Raw genomic sequence first — 21,160 nt, forward strand, 5'->3', positions numbered from 1 at the left:
TGATTGTTTTTTGATTAGCTCGATGTAAATTTAAAATCTAACTTAATCAATAATTGAACGATCTACGTGAAGGTAATAAAAAACCCTAAATCTTTCGATTTAAGGCCTTTAAGAATTTTGGTGATGGTGGCATCTTAACTCAACTTCAGTTTCCTTTAAAAACTTATAATTAAGATAAAATTAAGTTAGATTTTCACCAAATTTTACCCAGTATAAAAGTTAGAGATAGCAGGTTTCAACAAACTAAAGATTACTACTGTAATCTTTAGTGGGCTTAATAATATGAAATCATTCTAACCTTGTATTTCGCATCATAAGTATAAAAACCATGAGAATCCATATCTTTACTCTAGACAAATTTATTTAGAATTAGTTTTTGATTAACCTTTAAATTAATTTGATTAATTCACGACCTATATCTACATTTGGTTTTAACATATCATCAGCTAATTCCCTTTTACTTGATAAAAGTCGATCCAACTTTACTTCAAAAGTCTTGAATTCGTCTGTTACAACTGTTGGATAGTAAACAAAAACTTCTTTATCTTGCCCAATACGATATGCACGGTCAGTTGCTTGATCTTCCTTAGCTGGATTCCAACTACGTGTATAATGAATGACATGATTAGCACGTTGAATGTTAACACCAAATCCTACCGCAGTAGTGGACAAGATAATGATATTAAACCCTGATTTTTCTTGAAATTTATCAATCAAATTTTGCCGTGTTAACCCTTTTTTACTGCTCGTATTTGAATCACCATTGACCGTTGTAACGTTTAAGCCGAATCTCTCCAGAAGAATTCGCTTAAGAAATACTTGAATATCTCTAAATTCAGTAAAAATAATGACTTTTTCATTTTTTTGCTTGATAGATTCTAAAGTTTTGATTAACCAATTTACTTTTGGAGAATCATTAAAAGTAGCATTTGGCTGAAACTGTAATGGATGAGCACAGATCATTCTCATACTATGCAAAGAAGTTAACATCGCTCCCTGATTACCTTCTGCAGACAATTTTTTAAAGCGGTTAACCACATCAATATATAATTGTCTTTGCAATAATGAAATTTCAATATTTTTACAGTGATCTACCTCAATTTTAGCGGGTAAATCTGCGACATCATGTTTCATTCTTCGTAATACTTGAGGGGCTATTAACTCACGAAGCATTGATAGTGCTGCTGCATCATTATTTTCAGTATTTTCTATAGGTTTACGATAGTTTTTACCAAACTCATTTAAAGGACCTAATAAGTTTTCTTGAATGAAATCGAACAAACACCAAAGATCGGTTAAAGAGTTCTCTACTGGAGTACCTGTACATGCAATTTTAAAATCTGCTTTTTGAGCTTTTGCAGCCTTTGTCACCATTGCTGTAGGAACTTTAATTTTTTGTGCTTCATCACAAATCATTATACTCCAGTCTTCTCTAGCTAAAGAAAACTCAAGATCACGCATCGTCTCGTAGGTTGTTAAAACAATATCTGCATTACCACGCCAATCTTCTTCTAAGAGATTTGTAATACCATGGTTATCTCTAAGCTGTGATGAAATTAGATGTTTAGGGATTTTCCTTTCTTTTAAGTTATCACCATATAAACTCAATATTTTGGCAAATTTACCACTAAAAAATCGATTTGCTTCCGCCTCCCAATTCTCTAACAGTGAAACTGGGGCCACAACTAATACTGGCTTTCTATCTTCAGCAAATTCTAGATACTCACCAATAAAGTATAAAAGCTGAAGCGTTTTTCCTAAACCCATATCATCAGCTAAAAGACAGCCACTAACTTGTTGGGGCGCATACTGATGAAGATTCTGCAACCACGCAATTCCATATTCTTGATGCTGCTTTAAGCTAAATTCTTGGTTTCTAAAACTAGTAGGTAGCCTAGCTGTTGGAGGATTATTCTCATCAAAAAGCAAGCGATTTACGCGTTGCTTTGTAAACTCAGCTTCATCAATATTATTCGCAATTAATAATGTATCTTTTTTCTTTTTCTGTGAATTAGCGTTAGATTTTTCTAGTATCTCTTTTGGTTCTTCTTTCTTAGAAGCATATAAATGGTCTAGTAAATTTTTGGCATCATCTAATGAAACTTCTTTATCTGTATATGGAATTCCAACTTCATCTTGACTGTTTTGCTCTGCCTGCTTAATCCGCTGCTCAAGCAATTCGATGGTTTCATCAAGATTTTCATCTTGTAGGTGCTGCTCTAAGTCAATTAAATATTGTGGCAACCATTCGGATTCACCACTGTCTCTTTTAATAAATTCAGAGTTCAGCTTTTCTGCTTCACCAATACCAATAACACGACCGCTATAATTCGATAGATCCAACACTTTTTGAGCTTGTAATTCATCTTGATATTTTTGAATTTCGTTTAGATCATTTTGTAATTCTTGAATTTGATTTTCTAAAGACCTACTTCGGTCAATTTCATATCCTGCCCATACAAAAACAGGGGATTTTTTCTCATAGGCTTGAATAAAATAAGAAGTCTGATCCACATTATATAGTTCTAGTAAAATTGGATTTTGTTCTCTTTCAGAATTCTCGTGTAACTCTAATTTTGCAGAAACATAATGATTTAACTCATCATAATTTTTTTCTATTTGTAAAGTATAAGTATAAATTTCTGCTTGCTGCTTGGACTGCTCAAAACTCTCAGGTGAAATAACTTCAATTGCATCATCACCTAGTTGAGCAAATGGATTGTGTAAAAATGCTTGCGCTCGCTCACCAGAAATACGTCTGTTCGGCATTTTTTTAATTTCATTCAGAACTTGCTTCACTTGAGGTTCAATCACTACATGTGCAATTTCACCATCAGCTAAACGCCCTGATTGCCATTGTCTAAAATCCTGCCTGATATTCTGACTTCGCGGCACTTCACCCGTCATCAGGCGGAGTTCTTGAGCTAATTTCCAATTACCTGCATCTTTGGTCTTTTTACAGATGATTTCCAATGCTGTACGTATCAGCCTATTTTCAGGGCGATTGACCTCATATACATCATGTTCAATTGGAAAAATATGCCTTTTAGAAGGAGGCTGGCGCATGTATTTTACATGCTGCAACTGCCCTCTTAAGAACTTCTGCTCTTCCTGAATTCGGTTATAGTCAAAACGTAAACCTCGTTGAACCAATCGTTCAAATGATGCGAGGAATTGACTGATAATCCACTCATGCAATGGCTGTTTAAATCGGTTTAAATTCGCAGCACCGGCTTCACGGTATGGCAAATGCAAAGAAACACTGAGCATTTTCTGAAGCAGTTTACGTTCTTGCTGGATAATATCTTGATCATCAGCACCATTAAGCTCCACATGTTTAGGAAGGATTTCAATCCGTGTACCACATGGGGTTTCTATCACTCCCACATATTGATCAAGCTTAAGCTTTCTCCGCCCTGCCAGCTCAAAAACTTTCGCACCGTGCTTAGAAAATGATGCTGAGAGCTCACATAGATGCTCAAATGCTTTCTCAGATATATAAGCATGGTCTAAAGTTGGATCAGGACAGCCCCCATAAGCAACGCTGATGAAGGCATATTCTCGAACAGTGTAATCAGGCATCATGGATCCCCGATTAGTGCTTAATAATCTTAGTAAAGCTCTCTATCAAACTAAATGCATCATCGACGACTTCCCATGTTTTCTGCTCATCAAAATAACCATCTGATTCATGCGCTACATTTGGGAATAATAGTGATTTATCTATACCATTAGATTGCAGCATGCCATTTGCGTTGAGAACCATATTGATCTTCGACCAATCATCAAAGAAGTATTCTTGAAGCTGTGGAATGATTTTCTGTTTAAAAATTGAAGATAAAGTTTCTAAATTTGGTTGTTTTATCAAACTCATGAAGTTGGCATGACCAATACAATGATCACGATCCAGAAGTACTTCTATACGTTGATTGATGACTTCTAATAATTTTCCAATATTTAAACCTTTAACCTCCACGCCATTTAAAAGCTCTGGTTTTGGTGGCATTTCAACAAATGTAAAACGACGGCGCAATGCAATGTCTAGACCTGTTAACGAACGGTCAGAGGAATTCATTGTTCCAATCAGATAGACATTTTCAGGTACAGAGAATTCTTCTTTTGAATATGGCAATGTGACAGAAAGGGCTTCATTAGCTCCTTCACGTTTTGAATCTTCAATCAGGGTAATGAGTTCACCAAAGATGCGTGAAATATTACCCCGATTAATTTCATCAATAATCAGAATAAATTTTTTATCCTGCGCTTGTTCATTTGTTTTGCTACTTAAAATATTCTGTAATTTTTGCAAGTTTATGGCATTTGCCAAATTATAAATGGTTTGCTGTGAAAGAACTTTATCAAATATTTGTTCAACAGCTAAACTAGGCTCAAAAATTTTCAGCCATTTTACATCCTTTTTCTGGACATACTCAGGAGTATTATCTGGATCGTTTAAGACACAATAACCTCCTGTGATTTCTCCAATAGCTCTAAATTTGTGATTGCCATCAGAAACAATTACCAAATCTCCTATTTGTGTCTTATTTTTAAAATCATTCACAAACCGTGATGCTGAAGGATATTTTTTTCTATATTCAGAATATCCTTCCTGATCCATCACTAATTTTTCAATTTTCTGTTTTTTTTGTTTGTTATCCAGGTAGCCTTTTCTGACTAAGGCAAAAAGCTTTTCAACGTATGGGAAAAACTCTTGATCTCCCTGATCTGCCAATAGAATAAGGTATTGCCCAACTTCACATTACGCACGTCCTGACCTTTAATCAGCATATCCGCTTTACAGATCGCATAAGACTCAGGGTTTAACTCTTGTCCAAAAACACGCATCACCGCTTCAGGGTTATGCTCATAGACATATTCTGTCCCTGAAGATAAAAATCCACCTGTACCACATGTCGGGTCGTATAAGGTGCGGATAACGCCGTCTTTGGTCAGAGCATCATCATCATTGTTAAAAATTAAGCCTGTGGTTAAACGCACGATGTCACGTGGGGTAAAATGCTCCCCTGCAGTTTCATTTGAGCTTTCTGCAAAACGGCGGATGAGTTCTTCAAACACCAAGCCCATTTCTTGATTCGATACCGCGCCGTAGCTTAAATCAGTGGTGGCAAACTTTTGCACGACTTTGTAGAGCAAGTTGGCATCGTCCAATAAGCCAACAAATTCATCAAACTTAAAATGCTCAAAAATTTCACGTGCGTCTTTAGAGAAGTGTTGTATGTAATTACTCAGGTTGGCACGAATGTCCTTTTGACCAAGGCTGAGCAAGCTGAGTTCTGAAGTATTAAAAAATGACAAACCATTGGTGGCTTTTAAAAGCATCTTTTCTTTGGCTTCTTCAGGCAACGGCATATTTTTAACTTTTTCATTGGCTGCCAATACATCTGCCTTACTCGCTTCAAGTACACACTCTAAACGGCGCAATAAGGTAAATGGTAAAATGACACGCCCATATTGGGATTGTTTAAAGTCACCACGTAGCAGATCGGCCACAGACCAGATGAATGAAGCTACTTGTGAAAAGTTATTATTTGTCATTTAAAACTACCGCTCGCCATCAGGCATAAAAACTTGAAATTTATAGGAATGATTGTGCCTGATTTACAACGCAATTTGCTAGAGATAGACTGTATAAAAGAATATTAATTAGTATACGTATGGGTTTTTTAAGTATTGTCGAAAATAAAGAAATTTATAGCTTTATGCTCAATGATGAGCAATGGGATAGGCTAAAAGATAAATATAAAAATCTGAGCATTCATATGCCCTGCTGCCAGACTCGTGCAATTCCCAAAAAGAATAAACTTGGTACACAGTATTTTGCGCATCATCCCTCTAGCAATTGCAGTGTGCATTCAGGAGAAAGTCGTGAACATCAGTTCTGCAAATATCTCATCTTAAAACATTTACATGAAAATGGATGGAATGTAACCCCTGAGTTTCGTGGTCAAACGCCATCAGGTGAAATATGGATCGCAGACATTTATGCTGAGAAGAATAAAGCAAAAATTGTGATTGAAATTCAGTGGTCACCACAAAGTATTGAGGAGACAAAACGCCGTCAAGATAAATATGCCACTTCAGGTATTCGAGCAGTTTGGTTTATGCGAACCACCCCGAAGAATAAATGGGATGTTTTAGATTATCAAAGCTATGAACTGCCTGCATTTTCAATATGGCTTGATAAGGAGACACGCCTCCTAACAGCAAGTGGAGCTTTCAATAATTGGGATTCAAGTGACTTAGTCGAAATAGATTTTATTCAGTTCTTTGAAACGCTAATGAAAGGTGGAATTCAATATTCCTTAAAATCAGAATCAACTAGATTCATGCAATTAGCTATGAATATCGTTAAATGCTGGAAATGTAAAAAATCCACTAATCTAATTATGGATATTAATTACTTTATTCATCATGAGGATAAATTAATAAAAATAGAAAGGTTGGGACTTGAACAATTATCTCAACCACATAGTGAGCTTCTTAATGACCCTACCCTATTACAGAATTATCAATACGGATTTATTATTAAACGATTCAGCAAAACTCGTGGTGAGACCTATTTATCAAATGGCTGTTTCCATTGCGATGCCATGCAAGGAGCTCATTTTTCTTATCGCGAACGTGATGAAGAAAATATGATTTATAGCCAATATATTGAGGTCAAAATTGATCATGAAACAAAAATTGATGGGCTTTGGTTTTATTTAAAATAAATACCCATCAATAAATAGCTATTAAGTTATTACTATAAATCCATTCATAAAAGAGAGTAACTTCTTTATTCATCTATTCAACTTGATCATCTGCATCGGACCCATCCAATTCTCCTGCTTTCATACGTCGTTCCATTTCGGTATTTACCTCTTCTTCTACTCCACCTGAATCAATATAACGTCTACGTGCTGCTAGTCGTTCCGCTTCGGCAACTAAACGCAATTGCTGTGCTTCATAGGCTTTATCATCATTTAGATCCTTCCCACGCTTCGTATCATTCATGTCTTTAAGGTCTTCTAACTGTGTACCGTACAGGGACAATTCAAACTTAATACTCTCACGCCTATTGAAAGAAAAATTGTTATAGACTTCTAAAATTTGGCACAAGGTATTCAATTGATCTTTGAGTTGCTTCATCATCGGTTTGGTAAAAGTACACCTGATCTTATCCGACATAAGCAAGGCAGAAGTCATTACCAGATTATCGTATAAACGATCTCCAAAATCGTTATTTAATGCCATTCTTTTTCGAGATTTTACAATCACCTCAGCCTGACTTTTACGTCGTATTTGTGCATTTGTAAGTAGATTTTTTATATTAACTGTTTTGCATTCTACGATTTCTTTAATGAAGTCAAAACTATCCACGTCAATAACTGTATCACCCTGTCCAAGATTTTGATTTTCAAATTTTTCTTTATTATTTAAATCCTCGTTTAAAACATTTTCTGATTCTATTTTTTTGACGCTGCGGATCAATTTTTTTAAGGTAGCGTCACTTTCTTTTAATAGAGAATCTGACCTTTCCCATCCCTCATGTTTAGCCTTATTGGCTATAGCCTGTTGCGAGGGAAAGTTATTGCACTTGAGTTCATTTTGGACTAATTCTTTTAGACGCTTATAAGTGGTTTTAGGATTAGACTCATGAATCTTTCTGACACAAAGCCAAAAGTCATCACTGTATTTGTTAGGAGCGACTTTATTGATAATTTCATCTTCATACCTAATCCATCTTTTTTTTACTGCATGGCGCTCTACAGTGCGTTGTGATGGAAAAGTATCAAGATTAAATTCAGCACACATCATGCTTTTTATTTTTTCATAATTAGGATGGGTTGCTGATTCATAAAACGTGCGAATTCCCACCCATAACTCAACATTATAATGTCTATTATTTATCTGATTTGAATCTGCTTTTTTAATCATAAATTTAACTTTTTGTTAACTCATTTTGAAGGATAAGATTGTGAGAAAAGCTTTATTAGATCAGATGATCCGTCGAGCACATGTATACAATTTAGTAAGTGAATCAATGCAAAAAAAAGAAAAAGAAAAAATTGGCCATCTTGATAATCTTGTCCAGGTTAAGTGACACTTTAATTTTTCCGGTGAATTATTAAAGTGTCCCAGTGGAATAAGAATAAATTGGCAACTTAGTTATTGATTTTTAAAACTTAATATCTATTAAAAATTTACAAAATTTATATCTGTTTCAAACGAAAATCTTCAGTATCAATTTGTATATAAGAATATAGATATGACAAAAATCTTGAACGAGTTCGGTGATCCATATATTCAAGCACCTGATCGGCTTTTAGGTTAGAAGTAATAATTGTACTTTTTTGATTTTCATGCCTACGGTAAATAATCTTATTGATGATTTCAGCTTTTTTACCCATGTCGTCATAACCTAGATCATCAATAACTAAAAGATCAATTTCCGTATATTCCTTAAGAACATCTTCTTCATTCAAATCAGGATTTTTCCAAGTAGCAATAACTTTACTTGCTAATCCAAATGAAGTTGAGTAACCAATAGAATTCCTAAAATAATTTAATTCATAGCAATACTTTAAAATACCCACAGCTATATGTGACTTTCCAACTCCAGTTGGCCCAGTAATCATAAGATTTAAATGAGTTTTCTTTTCTACTATCTGCTTCATATACCTTTTTGCCCGATCAACTCTTTTTTCATCTTCTTGGTCAGTAAGAAGAAAATTATTTAAATCCTTATTTTTCAAATCTAGAGGGATATGAGCATTTTTAATTTTCATACTTAGTAAGTTCTTTAGTGAAACTTCTTCATGTTGATTACTCTCATTTTTCAAGTTCTCTGATATACATTTTCTACATATCCACCTCCATTTAAGAAATAATTCTTTATTGCATTCATGCTTTTCACAGTAATTAAGTTCATTTGGCATATTCATCTCCCTAATTACTTCGTTTACTTTCTAAAATTTGAGAAGTCAGATCATTACGTTCCCACGAAGCATTAATGTCTTCTTTTTTATTTAATATTTTTTTAGTTTGATTATGTTTATTTATATTGGGATCGCCCCCCGATAAATTTGCATAATTATCTATATGTTTATTAGCGCGAACTATTGCTTTTAAAACATGATTTTCTAAAGCTCTAGATGTGGGATTTAATATCTTTAAACACTGCAATGCCTCTTCTAAATCTACTAATAACTCAGAGCTATCAATTGATACATTCCAACGTTTTTCATTACCTTTATTCGCATCTAACGAAGCATTTAATTTTATTAACCATGCTTCTAAAGCTCTTTTTGCAGCATACGGGTGATAATATCGCCCATCTGAAGCTAATACCCATTCAGAAAGAACTTTCTCTTTTATTTTTCCCCACGTTCGTCCTACGCCAGAAAGATGTGTTAGAAGCCCATCATCATCAGGAAGACTAGCACTAGGAACTTCATGCCAACTTTTAAGCAATAGATTAATAAATGCGACTTTTTCAACATGATTAAATAACACCCATTCACGACTTTTTAAAAATTTCACTATTTCAATAGGTAGAAAAGGAAATGAGTTAAGGTCACACTTAGGTGGCACTAGAGGTGGTATTACTCGAGGTGGTACTACAAGAGGTGACACCACTAGAGGTAGTATTATTAAAGGTGGGTTATTTTTCATTTTGCACCTCGATGCGAATTACAGAGGGCGTCAATATCTTTTAGTTTCCACTTTAAGTAATTATCAATCTTTATAGGCTGAATTGTCCCCCTTCCATCCATTACCCACTTACGTAATGTTTGAGGCTGTAAGTCCATGTCCTTAAAAGATATCCACTCACGACTTTTTAAAAATTTCACTATTTCAATAGGTAGATAAGGAAACAAGGTAAGGTCACACTTATGTGGGACAAGAGGTGAAATATCTTTCATTATTCATCTCCCTCAGCGTTACAGAGTTCTTGTATATCTTTTAATTTCCACCTTAAACGGTTACCAATTTTGATTGGCTGAATTGGCCCGCTACCATCCATTGCCCACTTACGCAAAGTTTGAGGCTGAAAACTCATTTTATGAGCTGCCTCTTCTGTAGAAAGCAAAAGAGGTTCTTTTTGAAAAATTAACTTCATAGATCAATTCCTATAAATTCAAATCAACGTGATTTGTTAGGAAAATGTTCTCAATTAACCAAAACTAAAGTAAAACACCAAAAACATAATAATAGTTTCTTCTTATTTTTATAATTTATTCATAAACTTATAAATAAAAACTAGTCTAGTTAATTTCTAGACTAGTCTACTAGTCTAGTTTTCTTATTTTTGATGTTTTTGCTTAATCTTAGGTAAAACCTCAGACCATCGATTCGAAAAAGTTTTATCATTTGAGTCAAAATATTTTTTATAATCACCATTATTTATGATTATTTTTTTTATCTTATCTTTTAACCCCTTTCTTCCTTTTTCTATATTTAGTAATCTTTTTCGTTCTTCCTCAGAGATTAAATTTAATATTTGATAAATTAATTGTCTTGCCTTCTCCGCTTGATCTCTCTTGGAAATAAGATCTAAATTATCTTGGATTTCAGGATTTATTTTTCTTCCCAATTTTCGAATAGTTCTTGAGTGAATTTTATAATTGGAAAATTTTTTTAAAAAATTTATCCATTCTTGTAATGTCTTTATACTTTTAAAATCATAGGAATCTAAATCCGCTAAGAATACTGCTTTATCAATTATTCCAAGTTTATTTAATTCAATTTCAATAGTATTTTTAGGTCCTTTTAAATCACTTTTAATTTTGATAAGTGCATTAACATACTCAACTACCAACTGGGACTCTGAATATTTCTGAATTTCATTGCTATCCGATACACAATCCACCAGCAACTGGATTGCCGTTAAAAGTGACAAAGAACCATTTAAGTTTTGAGCTGCAAAAATTTGTGCTCTATGTTCATCTATAAAAAATATAGCAGGCGGTGGGAGTTCACTTAAAAATGGGAATAAATGTGTCGTCATTTTTGCTACCTATTAGCTACCTTTTTTGTTTTAATTAAAAAACCCCTTACGATTAGTACACGTAAGGGGTTGATTTATATGGTGGGCCCAGACAGACTTGAACTGTCGACCAACGGATTATGAGTCCGCTGCTCTAACCAACTGAGCTATAGGCCCTATAATTTAGCAAAGCCATCATATTCAATAGCTTGGCTGTGCATCAATACTATCTAACATTTCGTAAATGAGCAAGCATTTTTACTTGTAGACCCATGGTAGACGCTAGAAATTATTGTACTATATTGCAAGATAGTGCAATTGATAGCGATTCTAGCGATGTCCTCTTCAAGAGTAAAGCTCACAAAGACATTTATTGATCAACTCGAAATGATTCCTACTATTTATAGAGATAGCGAGATCATTGGTTTCGCTATCCGAGTGAATTCAACCTGTAAGACCTATATTGTCGAAAAGAAAGTTCTTGGAAAAACAGTACGGTCTACAATTGGTCTACATGGCAATTTAACGCTTGTCCAAGCCAGAGAGATTGCTAGAGACAAACTTGCTCAGATGACACAAGGGATCAATCCCAATAATGAAAAGAAAAAAGCCATTGCTGCGGAAAAAGCAAAATCAGACTTATCACAAAGTAAGCCTACTCTAAAACAAGCCTTCGATAATTATCTTCTTCATAAAACACTAAAAGCTAGAAGCGTAAAAGATTATACGATTGTGATTGATGATTACTTGAAGGAGTGGCAGAACATTAAGCTTGATCATATTTCACGTACTATGATTCAAGCCAAGCACTCAGAGTTATCACAGAGAAGCAAAGCACAAGCCAATATGGCTATGCGTGTTTTTCGTGCCATTTATAATTATTCGGTTGAACATTATCTGGACAATAACGATAAACCTATTCTTGATGCACACAACCCTATTAAAACCTTAAATACTAAGAATGCCTGGAATAAAATCAGACCCCGAAAAACCTATATTAATAAAGACCAGATGCCCGACTGGATTAAAGCAGTATTTGAATATCAAGATCGCGGTCAACAACTGGAGACTAACCGGGATTTTTTACTGACTTTAGTTTTAACTGGCTTTAGACGCGAAGAGTGTGAATCTCTACCTTGGTCCAGTATAGATTTAAAATGTGGACGAATCGCATCTATAGATCCAAAGAATGGCGAACCTCATACATTGCCTATGGGCGACCTTCTTTTTAATTTGATGAAGAAAAGACGTGCACAGGCCACTACTGAATGGGTCTTCCCCTCTGCTAAATCTAGTTCTGGCCACATTGTAAATATATCCAAAGTACGCCAAAAGATTAATAAGTCATGTGGAATTGAATTCAGTTTTCATGATTTACGTAGGACCTTTGGATCTATTGCTGAAAACCTTGATTATGACCGGTACACGATTAAAAAACTGCTTAATCATGAGGAGGATCGTGATGTGACTTCTGGTTATATTAAGGTCAGTGAAAGGAAATTAAGAGAAGCAATGAATGCTATTGAGGATATTGTTTTAGGTGAATACAAAACAATATGGGGTGATGATTAAAAGAAAAATATACTCCTGCAAAAATTCGACGGCAACATTAAAAATATTCCCACATTGACTGCTGAAAAATTAACACAGCAATTAATTCCAGCGCGTTTTATTCCAGAAACTTCAGAACACCTTAAAGATAAGAATGTCGAGTATATTTTTGATCGTTCAGATTTATTCAATCTGAACTATGATGAGCTGATCGAAACTGTGAATAAAGCAAGAATGACTGGACCTAGAATGATTCCAGTTTTGGGAACAGTGAATTAATATTATGGATAAAAAAATAAAATTGTTAGGAAAACTTACAGTAGCTTATTTCTTACTTATTGGTATTTGTTTTTTAATTTACATATTAGTTGTAACGCCTGAGTCTGGGGCAGATAAAGTAAGTGCAATTATGGGGCTGCTAGGTTGGTCGGCGACAATATTTACTCCTATAGCTGCATACTTATTATTGGATAGCTGGAAAGACCAACGGAAATATGAATTAGAGTATGAATACCTCTCAAACATTATAAAAAACTTAAAACCAATTTATGAAGAGTTAATAATAATTAGAGGCAACTCATTAATAATAAAAAATACAAATGAAAAATTAATTTTATACAATGATTTTATAACAAGAAGCAACCTTAATTTTCAAAATGTACTTCTTAGTTTATACCCAGATATCAAGATTTATTCTAAAATCAAAAAAGATGATTTTTTAGAAAAAATATATCTTCAATTTGATAAAAAATGTTTTCAAATTCAAATGCACTATACGTTCTTAATCGGTTTTTATAGTGAGTATTACGATCAATCTATTTCAATCAATCTAATATATAAAAATAAAGGCAATACCAATGATATTAAGGAAAAAATGTATAGCTATTCCGATCAATTAAATTTAAAAGAGCAAATAATTAAAATAGATGACTTTTTTAAAGAGGATCGAGTAGGAACTCTAGAAAATAAAATATTTTATTTTAAATTTTTAAATCACCTTGAAGAAACGATTTAGGCGCATGAATTAATTCTAAATCATTGCATTTACAAATTAAAACTAGATAAATCTAGCTAATTCTCACTGGTTCTATTATGGCAAAGCCCTCAATTGAGGGCTTTGCTTCCATTCTATCCAATATTATTTTTGTTGTTTTTGCGGATTTTCTGGTTGTTGATTTGGTTGGTGTTTAGGGTCTGATTGTTGTTGTTGATGTTTCTGATCATTCTGTTGGTTTTGTTGTTGCTGTTGATCAGATTGTTGGTTTGATTGTTGGTTTGATTGTTGGTTAGCCATTTTAGTTTCCATCCTATAGTTTTGGAATAAACTGCTTTAGTAGCAGCTTTACTAAGGTACTCTTTAAATCGACTTATCCAACATAACATCTGTATCAGGTTGTGTGACTGTAAATTTAATAAAAAGAACTTGTTGATTATTAATAAAACTATTTACGGTGTATTAACAATTATTACTCAAAGCTCTTATATAAAGAACCTTCACACCTATCACTACATTTAATTTCATCATAATCGAATGAGCAATGTAGTACTTGCTTAATAATATTATAAAAAGATCTAATTAAATATTATTTTATTATAAATTCCATAGTGTTGGATTATCACTCTCATGGGCGTGTTATAAGAAAATATCTAATAATATTTATTTCCGTTTAATTAGTGTTGTAAAAATGTCAGTTGGTCTTGTTTATTTTCCATATACTCTCCGCCTATAAAAATATACTCCGATGGTTTTTGACACCCTAACCTTTGCTGTCTAATTTAGACATATGGCAATACAACAAAAAATATTTAAAAGGTTTTTAAATATATTGTCATGCTAATAACAATAAAGAGGCTCTTTATTGTCAATAAACCAGGACGGAAAGAACAATGAAACAATTATCCCCAAATGCTCCGCGCCGCTTTTGGATGGGTTCAGCTGTATTAAGCACCCTTGCACTTGCCCTGACTGCATGTGGCAATGATGATGAGAAGCATCAACAAACCAAACAGGCAGATTTAATCTTTGAAAGCGCTGCGGTCTACACTGCAGATGCTAAAGGTACTCAAGCTCAGGCAGTCGCGGTAAAAGACGGAAAAATTGTTTATGTCGGTAATGATGCTGGACTGAAAACGTGGCGCGGTGAAGATACACGCGTGATCAATTTACAAGGTAAAACGTTATTGCCAGGCTTTATTGATACTCATAACCACGCTTATCTTCGTGCAGAATCGATGTACTGGGTAAACTTAACAGCACCAAGTCTGGAAGGTTATAAACAAGAAACTCAAGCCTTTTTAGCCACACGTCCCGATATTAAACAAGTCCGTGGTGTGGGCTGGAATTTGAAATATATTCTTGAACAGGCTGAGGCAACAGGCCGTTCTCCAGCACAATTACTAGATGATATTGTGGGTAAAGATATCCCGGCAGTATTCATTACCCATGGACATCATGAAGTCTGGGCCAACACCCGCGCAATGCAAAATGCAGGTATAACTAAAGACACACCAAATCCACCAGGTGCGTTTATTGATCGTGATGGCATGGGTGAGCCGACCGGTATTTTACGTGAATTTGGCGCCCAGAATTTGGTCATTAGTGTCCTACCTCAACCAGATTTTAGTGTGCAAGAATATAAAGATGCCATCTTATCTTTCCAGGAAGATCTTGCACCTCAACGCGGCGTAACCTCTGTCATGGTTCCGATTCACTATCCAACTGATACTTTCCTAGATGCCATGCAGGCATTGGATAAAGAAAATAAACTGACTGTCCGTTATGACCTTTTACAATGGGCCGATGAAAATCGAGGGACTGAGCAGATCCCTGGTTTTATTGAACGTCGCGCTAAATATAAAGGAAAATTCTTTAAAACGGATTCAATTAAAATTTTCGGAACTGGGGCAAGCAGTACTTATGGTTCAGTAGTCTGGGATCAGGAAGTCTTGAAAAAAACAGTGGCTGAACTCGATCGAGAAAAATTCCGAGTTTATATTCATAATATTGGCCCAACTAGTACCTACAATTTAATGCTGGACGCATTTGAATACGCACGTCAACAAAATGGTCCACGTGACGCACGCCATATGATTACGCATGTGAGTGATGAAGCTATTCCAACTATTCCACGTTTTAAAGCTTTGAATATTCGCGCAGATGGTCATCCATTGCCTAAAGCATTTTTTGATGCAGGTGTCTTGGTCAACTCTTCAAGCGATTATCCTGTACGTGAATTCTTCCCGATGACTAGAATTGCAGGTGGAGTAAAATCAGGTGTTCCCTTAAATGTAATGTTAAACAGCCATACCATCCAAGGTGCTGAAGCGATTTTTGCAGAGAAAGAAACGGGCTCAATTGAGGTGGGTAAAGCTGCCGACCTGGTAGTAATGGATCAGGATCTATTTAAACTTCCAGCTGATGAACTTGAGGGTTCCCAAGTATTGATGACATTGTTTCACGGAAAAGTAGTTTACGATGATTTAAAAGGAACAGCCAAAGCCAAAAATAAAATAGTGATTGAACTGGATGATGGACATAAACATTAAGCAATAAAAGTAACGTAAATAAGAAAAGCCGCCCTCAGTTGAGGGTCTTTTCTTAGGCCTCACCTATCTTTGTTGCAGTACTGCTGTGATAACTCGTACAGTGTGGCAATAATCTGCCTGCCTATCAGTCATGACATACCAACGGAACTGTTGAAAATCTAATTCAGCCTATAAGGCCTAGCAGACTATATTTGATTGGTAGAGGATAGAAATATTTCAATCGATCGCCATAATGATTTATGTATTGCAATATGCTGTAAATATAAGGTTTTAAGGATTTAATTCGATGTATAGTATTTATTGTGAAAGATTATGAGGAATTTCGAATTTTGCAGGAGAATTTACATTATCAGTCCGTTGCTCTAATCAAATGATCTATAAGCCCTTATAAGCTGAATTTGTTATATATCAAAAAGTTCAAGCGAGGCAATACAAACAAAGATTTTTCAAACACAAGCATTTCCGCTTTTAATTGCACAGTAACACAACAATTCTGTTAATCATTTATTTATAACTTATATTTGAAAAAAGTTGTGACTGATAAAATTAGGTGAGCATACTTTTTATTTAAAAAAATAAATCCAGATAATAAAAACATAGGCTATACCACTCAGGCAATTTTAATACTCGACATTACATGATAAAAGAATGATGAATTTATTATACTCAAAAGGTCTTAATTTAATTACTTAGCCTTTATTTTAAGTATTTATTCAAAACATAAAAAGAGAAATTAATTTTTTAACAGTTAGGTTAGCCACCTACTTAAGAACCAAAACTACGCTCTTTTCGGGATTCCAGGAGAATTTCGATCAAAGACCAAACAATAACGAGGGTAAACAACCCAAACGCCAATAAAAAAGTCGAAAAATACATCATTCTTTTCAATCCTTATTAAACAAAAGCGAAGTTGAACAATTTGTTCAGAAACTTTTATCTTCGACAAAAGTCTAATAGTTATTTTTTGATCTGAATAGTCATTTCAAGTCATTATTAAGACTTAATTCATATTAAGTAATAGTTTTAAGATCTTTATTAAAGTCTATTTATATATAAAAACAATTAATACAGCTATTTTTAAAACGATATCACTCTGTATTTATTTGTTCACTTTAAACACATACCCTCTTGACTATAAATAAGAACAAGCAGAAATTAGCTAACTTTCAGATTGCCTAATTTCCTCCTATGTTAAAAAAATTTATTGGTGAATCTGCATTTAAACTTGCAGGATGGACCTACCATGTTGAACCCGATGTACTTGAGAATAAACAAGTCGTTGTTGGCTTTGAACATACGTCAATGATGGATGCAGTTCTGTCTCTGGCCCTGTTCCAAATTTTTGATATGAAAATTCATACCCTGATTAAAAAAGAATTATTTAAGGGTCCGATGAAACCGTTATTAGAAGCCATTGGTGGTATTGCAGTCGATCGTAAATCTAATAAAGATATCGTGTCGGTTATGGTGGAGCATTTTCAGCAAAATGAAAAATTCAATCTTGTGATTGCACCTGAAGCCACTCGTGCAAAACCGGGTGAAACCAGAAGACCAATTCGTACCGGATTTTGGCATATTGCCAAGGCCGCAGGTGTTCCTATCGTCTTAATGTATGCCAATTCAACTACTAAGCAAGGCGGCATTTTAGGAAAAATATACCCGACTGAAATCAATCATGACTTAGCTTTGCTTAAACAACTTTATAAAGATAAGGTGGATTTGGATATTGTTATTCCAGAACCTAAAAACTAACGGGTATTTGTATAAAAACTTAAAAGCCAGCCCTTTCTAAGAAAAAAGGGCTTATGGTAGAATTTAGTACATTCGATTAGGCATAAAGCCAATCTACAAGGAGCATATTTCGCATGGCGGGTCATTCCAAGTGGGCCAATATCAAGCATCGCAAAGCAAGACAAGATGCGAGCCGTGGTAAAGTTTTTACCAAATACATTCGTGAATTAACCACAGCTGCAAAACTCGGCGGCCCAGATGTGGGAAGTAACCCGCGTCTACGTGCTGTTGTCGAAAAAGCACTGTCTGTAAATATGACACGTGATGTGATCAACCGTGCTATTCAACGGGGTGCCGGTGGTGAAGATAACGATGATTTAAAAGAAGTCACTTACGAAGGTTATGGCGTTGGTGGCGTAGCGGTTCTGGTCGAAACAATGACAGACAATTTGAACCGTACTGTACCTGACGTTCGTCATTGCTTCTCTAAAACCAATGGTAACTTAGGTACAGCTGGTTCAGTGGCTTACCTGTTTACCAAACGTGGTGAAATTACTTTTGAGGATGTTTCTTTAGAAGATAAAATCATGGATGTGGCTTTAGAGGCCGGCGCTGAAGATATTGAAGTGAGTGAAGATGAAATTTTAGTCATCACCACACCTGAATCATTTGGTAATGTACAGGATGCTTTATCTGCTGCAGGTTTAAAATCTGACAATGCTGAAGTTGTGATGAGTCCATCCACTAAAGCTGAAATTACCGATGTCGATCAAGCCAAAATGATTCTGAAAATGATCGATATGTTTGAAGATCTTGATGATGTTCAAAACGTTTATACCAACGTAGAATTTTCAGATGAAGTTTTAGAACAGTTGGATGCTTAATTGCATAACCAGTTTAAATCTTTCATAAAAAACGCACGAATAAGTGCGTTTTTTATGACCTTTACAAACAGACATCAATCAGAGAATCAATTTTTAAAGTGATAGATTGAATAAAAGCGATTACACCCGACTGAGTAAGCCACTACAGTTCAACACGTTATATTCTTTAATGACAAAGCTCGAATGCAGTGCCACAACATGCTCAATTTTACCGATACGCTTTAGAAGAATTTCACTGTAATTTTCCATATCTTTTGCGACCACTTCAACAATAAAATCGGCAGATTGACCTGTCACTAAAAAGGCATTAATCACTTCCGGAATACTTTCCAGTTCTTCTAAAAACTTCGCGAAAGTATCGGTGTCATGTTTATTTAAAGACACTTGCAATAAAACATGCAGGCTAAAACCCAACTTGGCATAATTTATATCACGCTTTAAATGCGTCATGATATTGGCTTCAATCAAATGCTTAATGCGTCGATGTACAGAACTCACAGAAAGATTTATTCGTTCTGAAAGTTCATTTAAATTCGCATCTTCCTGATTCAAAATTTCTAGGATTTGTTTATCAAAACGATCCAGTTCCATTTTTATACTCTTTCTCAACAATCAATAGATGCGCAAAAAATTGCGCTCTCTAAGTTATACAACAATTGTTTATTTCCATAAAGTTTTAATATTCTGAAAATATTTTCCAAAAACATGCTTAATTCAAAATAAGATTTTGAAAGCTCAACACGTTAAAACTTGATCAGCAGTTTGATTCAGTCGAATGGTGGTTTTAATCTTACTCAAATTACCGATGTATTGGATGAGCTCATCGCTTGAACTAGCTGAACTTAAAGATTTATGTCTAGCTAACAGCAGTTTAGGCAATATCAATTTAAACAATATTGCCTCGGGTGTCACAGATTAGATTCACGACATTTTAGGTATCAGTAGCAGCATGCTAGTGAGTCACGATGTAACATTTCTAACGACATCAATGCCAAGTTTAGAACTCGAGCAGCGATTGTATTGGGTTAAGTCTATTTTTTGGCAAGTCATTGAGTGAGCAAAAAATACGCATTATGGAGCGCGTATTTTTATAAATTATCTTTAGATCCCACGCCAATCCACGCGGGCATTGCGTTCGGTTTGATAAATCCGCAGTACATATTGCCCTAAGGGTAATTCAGTTAAAGTCTCTTTATATTTTTTAAATTATTCAGACAGTACCTCAACATGTTCTTTTTCCCACGGCGTACCGGGAATTTCCAAAAGTGGAGCCAGCATTGAACAGACAGCAATATCAGCCAAGCCTAATCGTTCACCCACAAAATAACGTCCATGATTTTCAATTAAGCGCTGATTCAAAAGCTCGACTAGAGCATCTATTTGTTGTTTAGACTCAGCCACTTTATCAGCATTCAGTTGATAACCTTTGGAAAGCAATGCTTTGATAATCGGTTTTGAATATTTTTCAAATTGGCGTAAATAGCCTTTTTCACCAATCAGAATATCGAGAGATTCTTCACTTTCAGTCAAAGTATGCGCCAAGCCCCAGCGACGCACATGCATGCCCAATTCTGTGGCTTGCTGATTAATTTCTAAAGCCAGTTCACGCTGTTGTAAATCAGCACGTAGCAAAGAATGTTCTGGGTAAACTTCATCTAAATACAATGCAATTTCAGTCGAATCAGCAATCCAGCGGTTTTGGTCACGTAAAATGGGTAAACGATTTTGCCCTGTTTTTAATTGTGCAAATGCACGATGCACACCGGGGATCATATTATGGGCAACATAATCCAATTCTTTATGATCGAGCAACCAGCGAGCTTTCTCACAAAAATGAGACAAAGGAAACTGGTATAAGGTTCGCATAAAATCTCCGCAGTTATTTTTTTAGTTTTGCTTAAATCAAAACCATCAAATCATTCGGATACTTTAGTCACCCTGTCTTAGAAATACAATGTACTTTTTATTCAAAATAATTGCCGAATGTTCAATGCTAGATCATTTATTTTTATACACTTTTTGTCTTGATTATCTTTAAAGCTGATAAGCCAATAAACGATTGTTTAAATAAAAAGCGCCATAAAATTAAATCATTCTGATTGTTAAACAGTTTAATCATTTATTTTTTATCATAAACATGATTTCTCATAAGTTTTGCAAAAGCAATTGCTTAGTTTTGAATCCAGTTACTTGCAGCATTTTGATATCTATTTAAGCTGTCGTTATGTCTCATTTAATTTCTGACAATGTTCATGTGGTTGAAAATGACCAGAATGCAATTAATGCAGCATACCAAGTTGCAGTTTGCCCACTGGTTTGCGATAAGAACCCTTCATTCAAAAGGTCATATTGAGATCTGGTGATCAATCGTCTGGGAGTATTGTTTTCGTCATGTTGATTCAGGCGACTGGAGACACCCTTGCCAATCAACTTGATAAACGTAAAATTTAAAGGA

General features: G+C 34.8%; 18 protein-coding genes, 1 tRNA gene and 2 pseudogenes. 8 read left to right on the forward strand and 13 right to left on the reverse strand.

Going from position 1 to position 21,160, the window contains the following annotated elements:
• Window positions 1-387: 387 nt before the first annotated feature.
• The 3 genes and pseudogenes from AY606_RS09750 to AY606_RS09760 form a co-directional block, all read right to left on the reverse strand.
• Window positions 388-3,582, reverse strand: coding sequence for a 5-methylcytosine restriction system specificity protein McrC (locus AY606_RS09750; RefSeq protein WP_081408389.1), 3,195 nt, complete (start codon window positions 3,580-3,582; stop codon window positions 388-390).
• A 13-nt stretch (window positions 3,583-3,595) separates the two neighbouring features.
• Entirely contained in the window at window positions 3,596-4,732 is a 1,137-nt protein-coding gene (locus AY606_RS16875) for a DUF8426 domain-containing protein (RefSeq protein WP_502692120.1), read from the reverse strand.
• Window positions 4,687-5,556: pseudogene (locus tag AY606_RS09760) on the reverse strand (type I restriction-modification system subunit M); the annotation flags it as partial. The gene AY606_RS16875 and the pseudogene AY606_RS09760, both read right to left, overlap by 46 nt.
• Window positions 5,557-5,675: 119 nt before the next feature.
• Between AY606_RS09760 and AY606_RS09765 the strand changes: the two are divergent.
• Window positions 5,676-6,734, forward strand: a complete 1,059-nt coding sequence (locus AY606_RS09765; RefSeq protein WP_067867663.1) for a competence protein CoiA — start codon at window positions 5,676-5,678, stop codon at window positions 6,732-6,734.
• 73 nt (window positions 6,735-6,807) lie between these two features.
• On the opposite strand, the gene AY606_RS15800 is transcribed toward AY606_RS09765, so the two are convergent.
• The 7 genes from AY606_RS15800 to AY606_RS09800 form a co-directional block, all read right to left on the reverse strand.
• Window positions 6,808-7,941 (reverse strand): hypothetical protein, encoded by a 1,134-nt coding sequence (locus AY606_RS15800; RefSeq protein WP_081408390.1) that lies wholly within the window; start codon window positions 7,939-7,941, stop codon window positions 6,808-6,810.
• 275 nt (window positions 7,942-8,216) lie between these two features.
• Window positions 8,217-8,942, reverse strand: a complete 726-nt coding sequence (locus AY606_RS09775) for an ATP-binding protein (protein ID WP_067867665.1) — start codon at window positions 8,940-8,942, stop codon at window positions 8,217-8,219.
• 10 nt (window positions 8,943-8,952) lie between these two features.
• On the reverse strand, window positions 8,953-9,678 hold the full coding sequence (locus AY606_RS09780; protein WP_067867668.1) for a DUF1376 domain-containing protein: 726 nt from the start codon (window positions 9,676-9,678) through the stop codon (window positions 8,953-8,955).
• A complete protein-coding gene (locus tag AY606_RS09785; protein ID WP_067867671.1) occupies window positions 9,675-9,929 on the reverse strand; it encodes a hypothetical protein in 255 nt (84 codons plus the stop codon). Before AY606_RS09785 ends, AY606_RS09780 begins: the two co-directional genes overlap by 4 nt.
• A complete protein-coding gene (locus tag AY606_RS09790) occupies window positions 9,929-10,126 on the reverse strand; it encodes a helix-turn-helix transcriptional regulator (protein WP_067867674.1) in 198 nt (65 codons plus the stop codon). Before AY606_RS09790 ends, AY606_RS09785 begins: the two co-directional genes overlap by 1 nt.
• Window positions 10,127-10,309: 183 nt before the next feature.
• Complete coding sequence (locus AY606_RS09795) at window positions 10,310-11,014, reverse strand: hypothetical protein (RefSeq protein ID WP_067867676.1); 705 nt, start codon at window positions 11,012-11,014, stop codon at window positions 10,310-10,312.
• Window positions 11,015-11,093: 79 nt separating this feature from the next.
• A tRNA-Ile gene (locus AY606_RS09800) sits at window positions 11,094-11,170 on the reverse strand.
• Between the two features lie 159 nt (window positions 11,171-11,329).
• On the opposite strand from AY606_RS09800, the gene AY606_RS09805 reads away from it, so the two are divergent.
• The 3 genes from AY606_RS09805 to AY606_RS09815 are packed head-to-tail and all read left to right on the forward strand — an operon-like array spanning window position 11,330 to window position 13,559.
• Entirely contained in the window at window positions 11,330-12,565 is a 1,236-nt protein-coding gene (locus tag AY606_RS09805; protein WP_067867679.1) for a site-specific integrase, read from the forward strand.
• 45 nt (window positions 12,566-12,610) lie between these two features.
• Window positions 12,611-12,823: a hypothetical protein gene (locus AY606_RS09810; protein ID WP_502692124.1), complete on the forward strand. Its 213-nt coding sequence runs from the start codon at window positions 12,611-12,613 to the stop codon at window positions 12,821-12,823.
• A 4-nt stretch (window positions 12,824-12,827) separates the two neighbouring features.
• Complete coding sequence (locus AY606_RS09815; RefSeq protein ID WP_067867685.1) at window positions 12,828-13,559, forward strand: hypothetical protein; 732 nt, start codon at window positions 12,828-12,830, stop codon at window positions 13,557-13,559.
• Between the two features lie 123 nt (window positions 13,560-13,682).
• On the opposite strand, the gene AY606_RS16305 is transcribed toward AY606_RS09815, so the two are convergent.
• Window positions 13,683-13,838, reverse strand: a complete 156-nt coding sequence (locus AY606_RS16305; RefSeq protein ID WP_171255388.1) for a hypothetical protein — start codon at window positions 13,836-13,838, stop codon at window positions 13,683-13,685.
• Window positions 13,839-14,431: 593 nt separating this feature from the next.
• Between AY606_RS16305 and AY606_RS15805 the strand changes: the two genes are divergently transcribed.
• From AY606_RS15805 to AY606_RS09835, 3 genes are all read left to right on the forward strand, one after another.
• Window positions 14,432-16,090 carry an amidohydrolase gene (locus AY606_RS15805; protein ID WP_212838727.1) on the forward strand — a complete coding sequence of 553 codons (1,659 nt, stop codon included), beginning with the start codon at window positions 14,432-14,434 and terminating at the stop codon, window positions 16,088-16,090.
• 1,188 nt (window positions 16,091-17,278) lie between these two features.
• On the forward strand, window positions 17,279-17,842 hold the full coding sequence (locus AY606_RS09830) for a 1-acyl-sn-glycerol-3-phosphate acyltransferase (RefSeq protein ID WP_067867688.1): 564 nt from the start codon (window positions 17,279-17,281) through the stop codon (window positions 17,840-17,842).
• 113 nt (window positions 17,843-17,955) lie between these two features.
• Window positions 17,956-18,705: a YebC/PmpR family DNA-binding transcriptional regulator gene (locus tag AY606_RS09835; protein WP_067867690.1), complete on the forward strand. Its 750-nt coding sequence runs from the start codon at window positions 17,956-17,958 to the stop codon at window positions 18,703-18,705.
• A 120-nt stretch (window positions 18,706-18,825) separates the two neighbouring features.
• On the opposite strand, the gene AY606_RS09840 is transcribed toward AY606_RS09835, so the two are convergent.
• Window positions 18,826-19,296: an Lrp/AsnC family transcriptional regulator gene (locus tag AY606_RS09840; RefSeq protein WP_067867693.1), complete on the reverse strand. Its 471-nt coding sequence runs from the start codon at window positions 19,294-19,296 to the stop codon at window positions 18,826-18,828.
• A 184-nt stretch (window positions 19,297-19,480) separates the two neighbouring features.
• Between AY606_RS09840 and AY606_RS16120 the strand changes: the two genes are divergently transcribed.
• Entirely contained in the window at window positions 19,481-19,624 is a 144-nt protein-coding gene (locus AY606_RS16120; protein WP_155858167.1) for a hypothetical protein, read from the forward strand.
• Between the two features lie 182 nt (window positions 19,625-19,806).
• Here the strand turns inward: AY606_RS16120 and AY606_RS09845 are convergent.
• Window positions 19,807-20,571, reverse strand: a pseudogene (locus tag AY606_RS09845) (glutathione S-transferase family protein).
• Window positions 20,572-21,160: the final 589 nt, after the last annotated feature.

Origin of the sequence: Acinetobacter sp. SFB, from assembly GCF_001647545.1 — a bacterium.
Lineage (GTDB): Bacteria > Pseudomonadota > Gammaproteobacteria > Pseudomonadales > Moraxellaceae > Acinetobacter.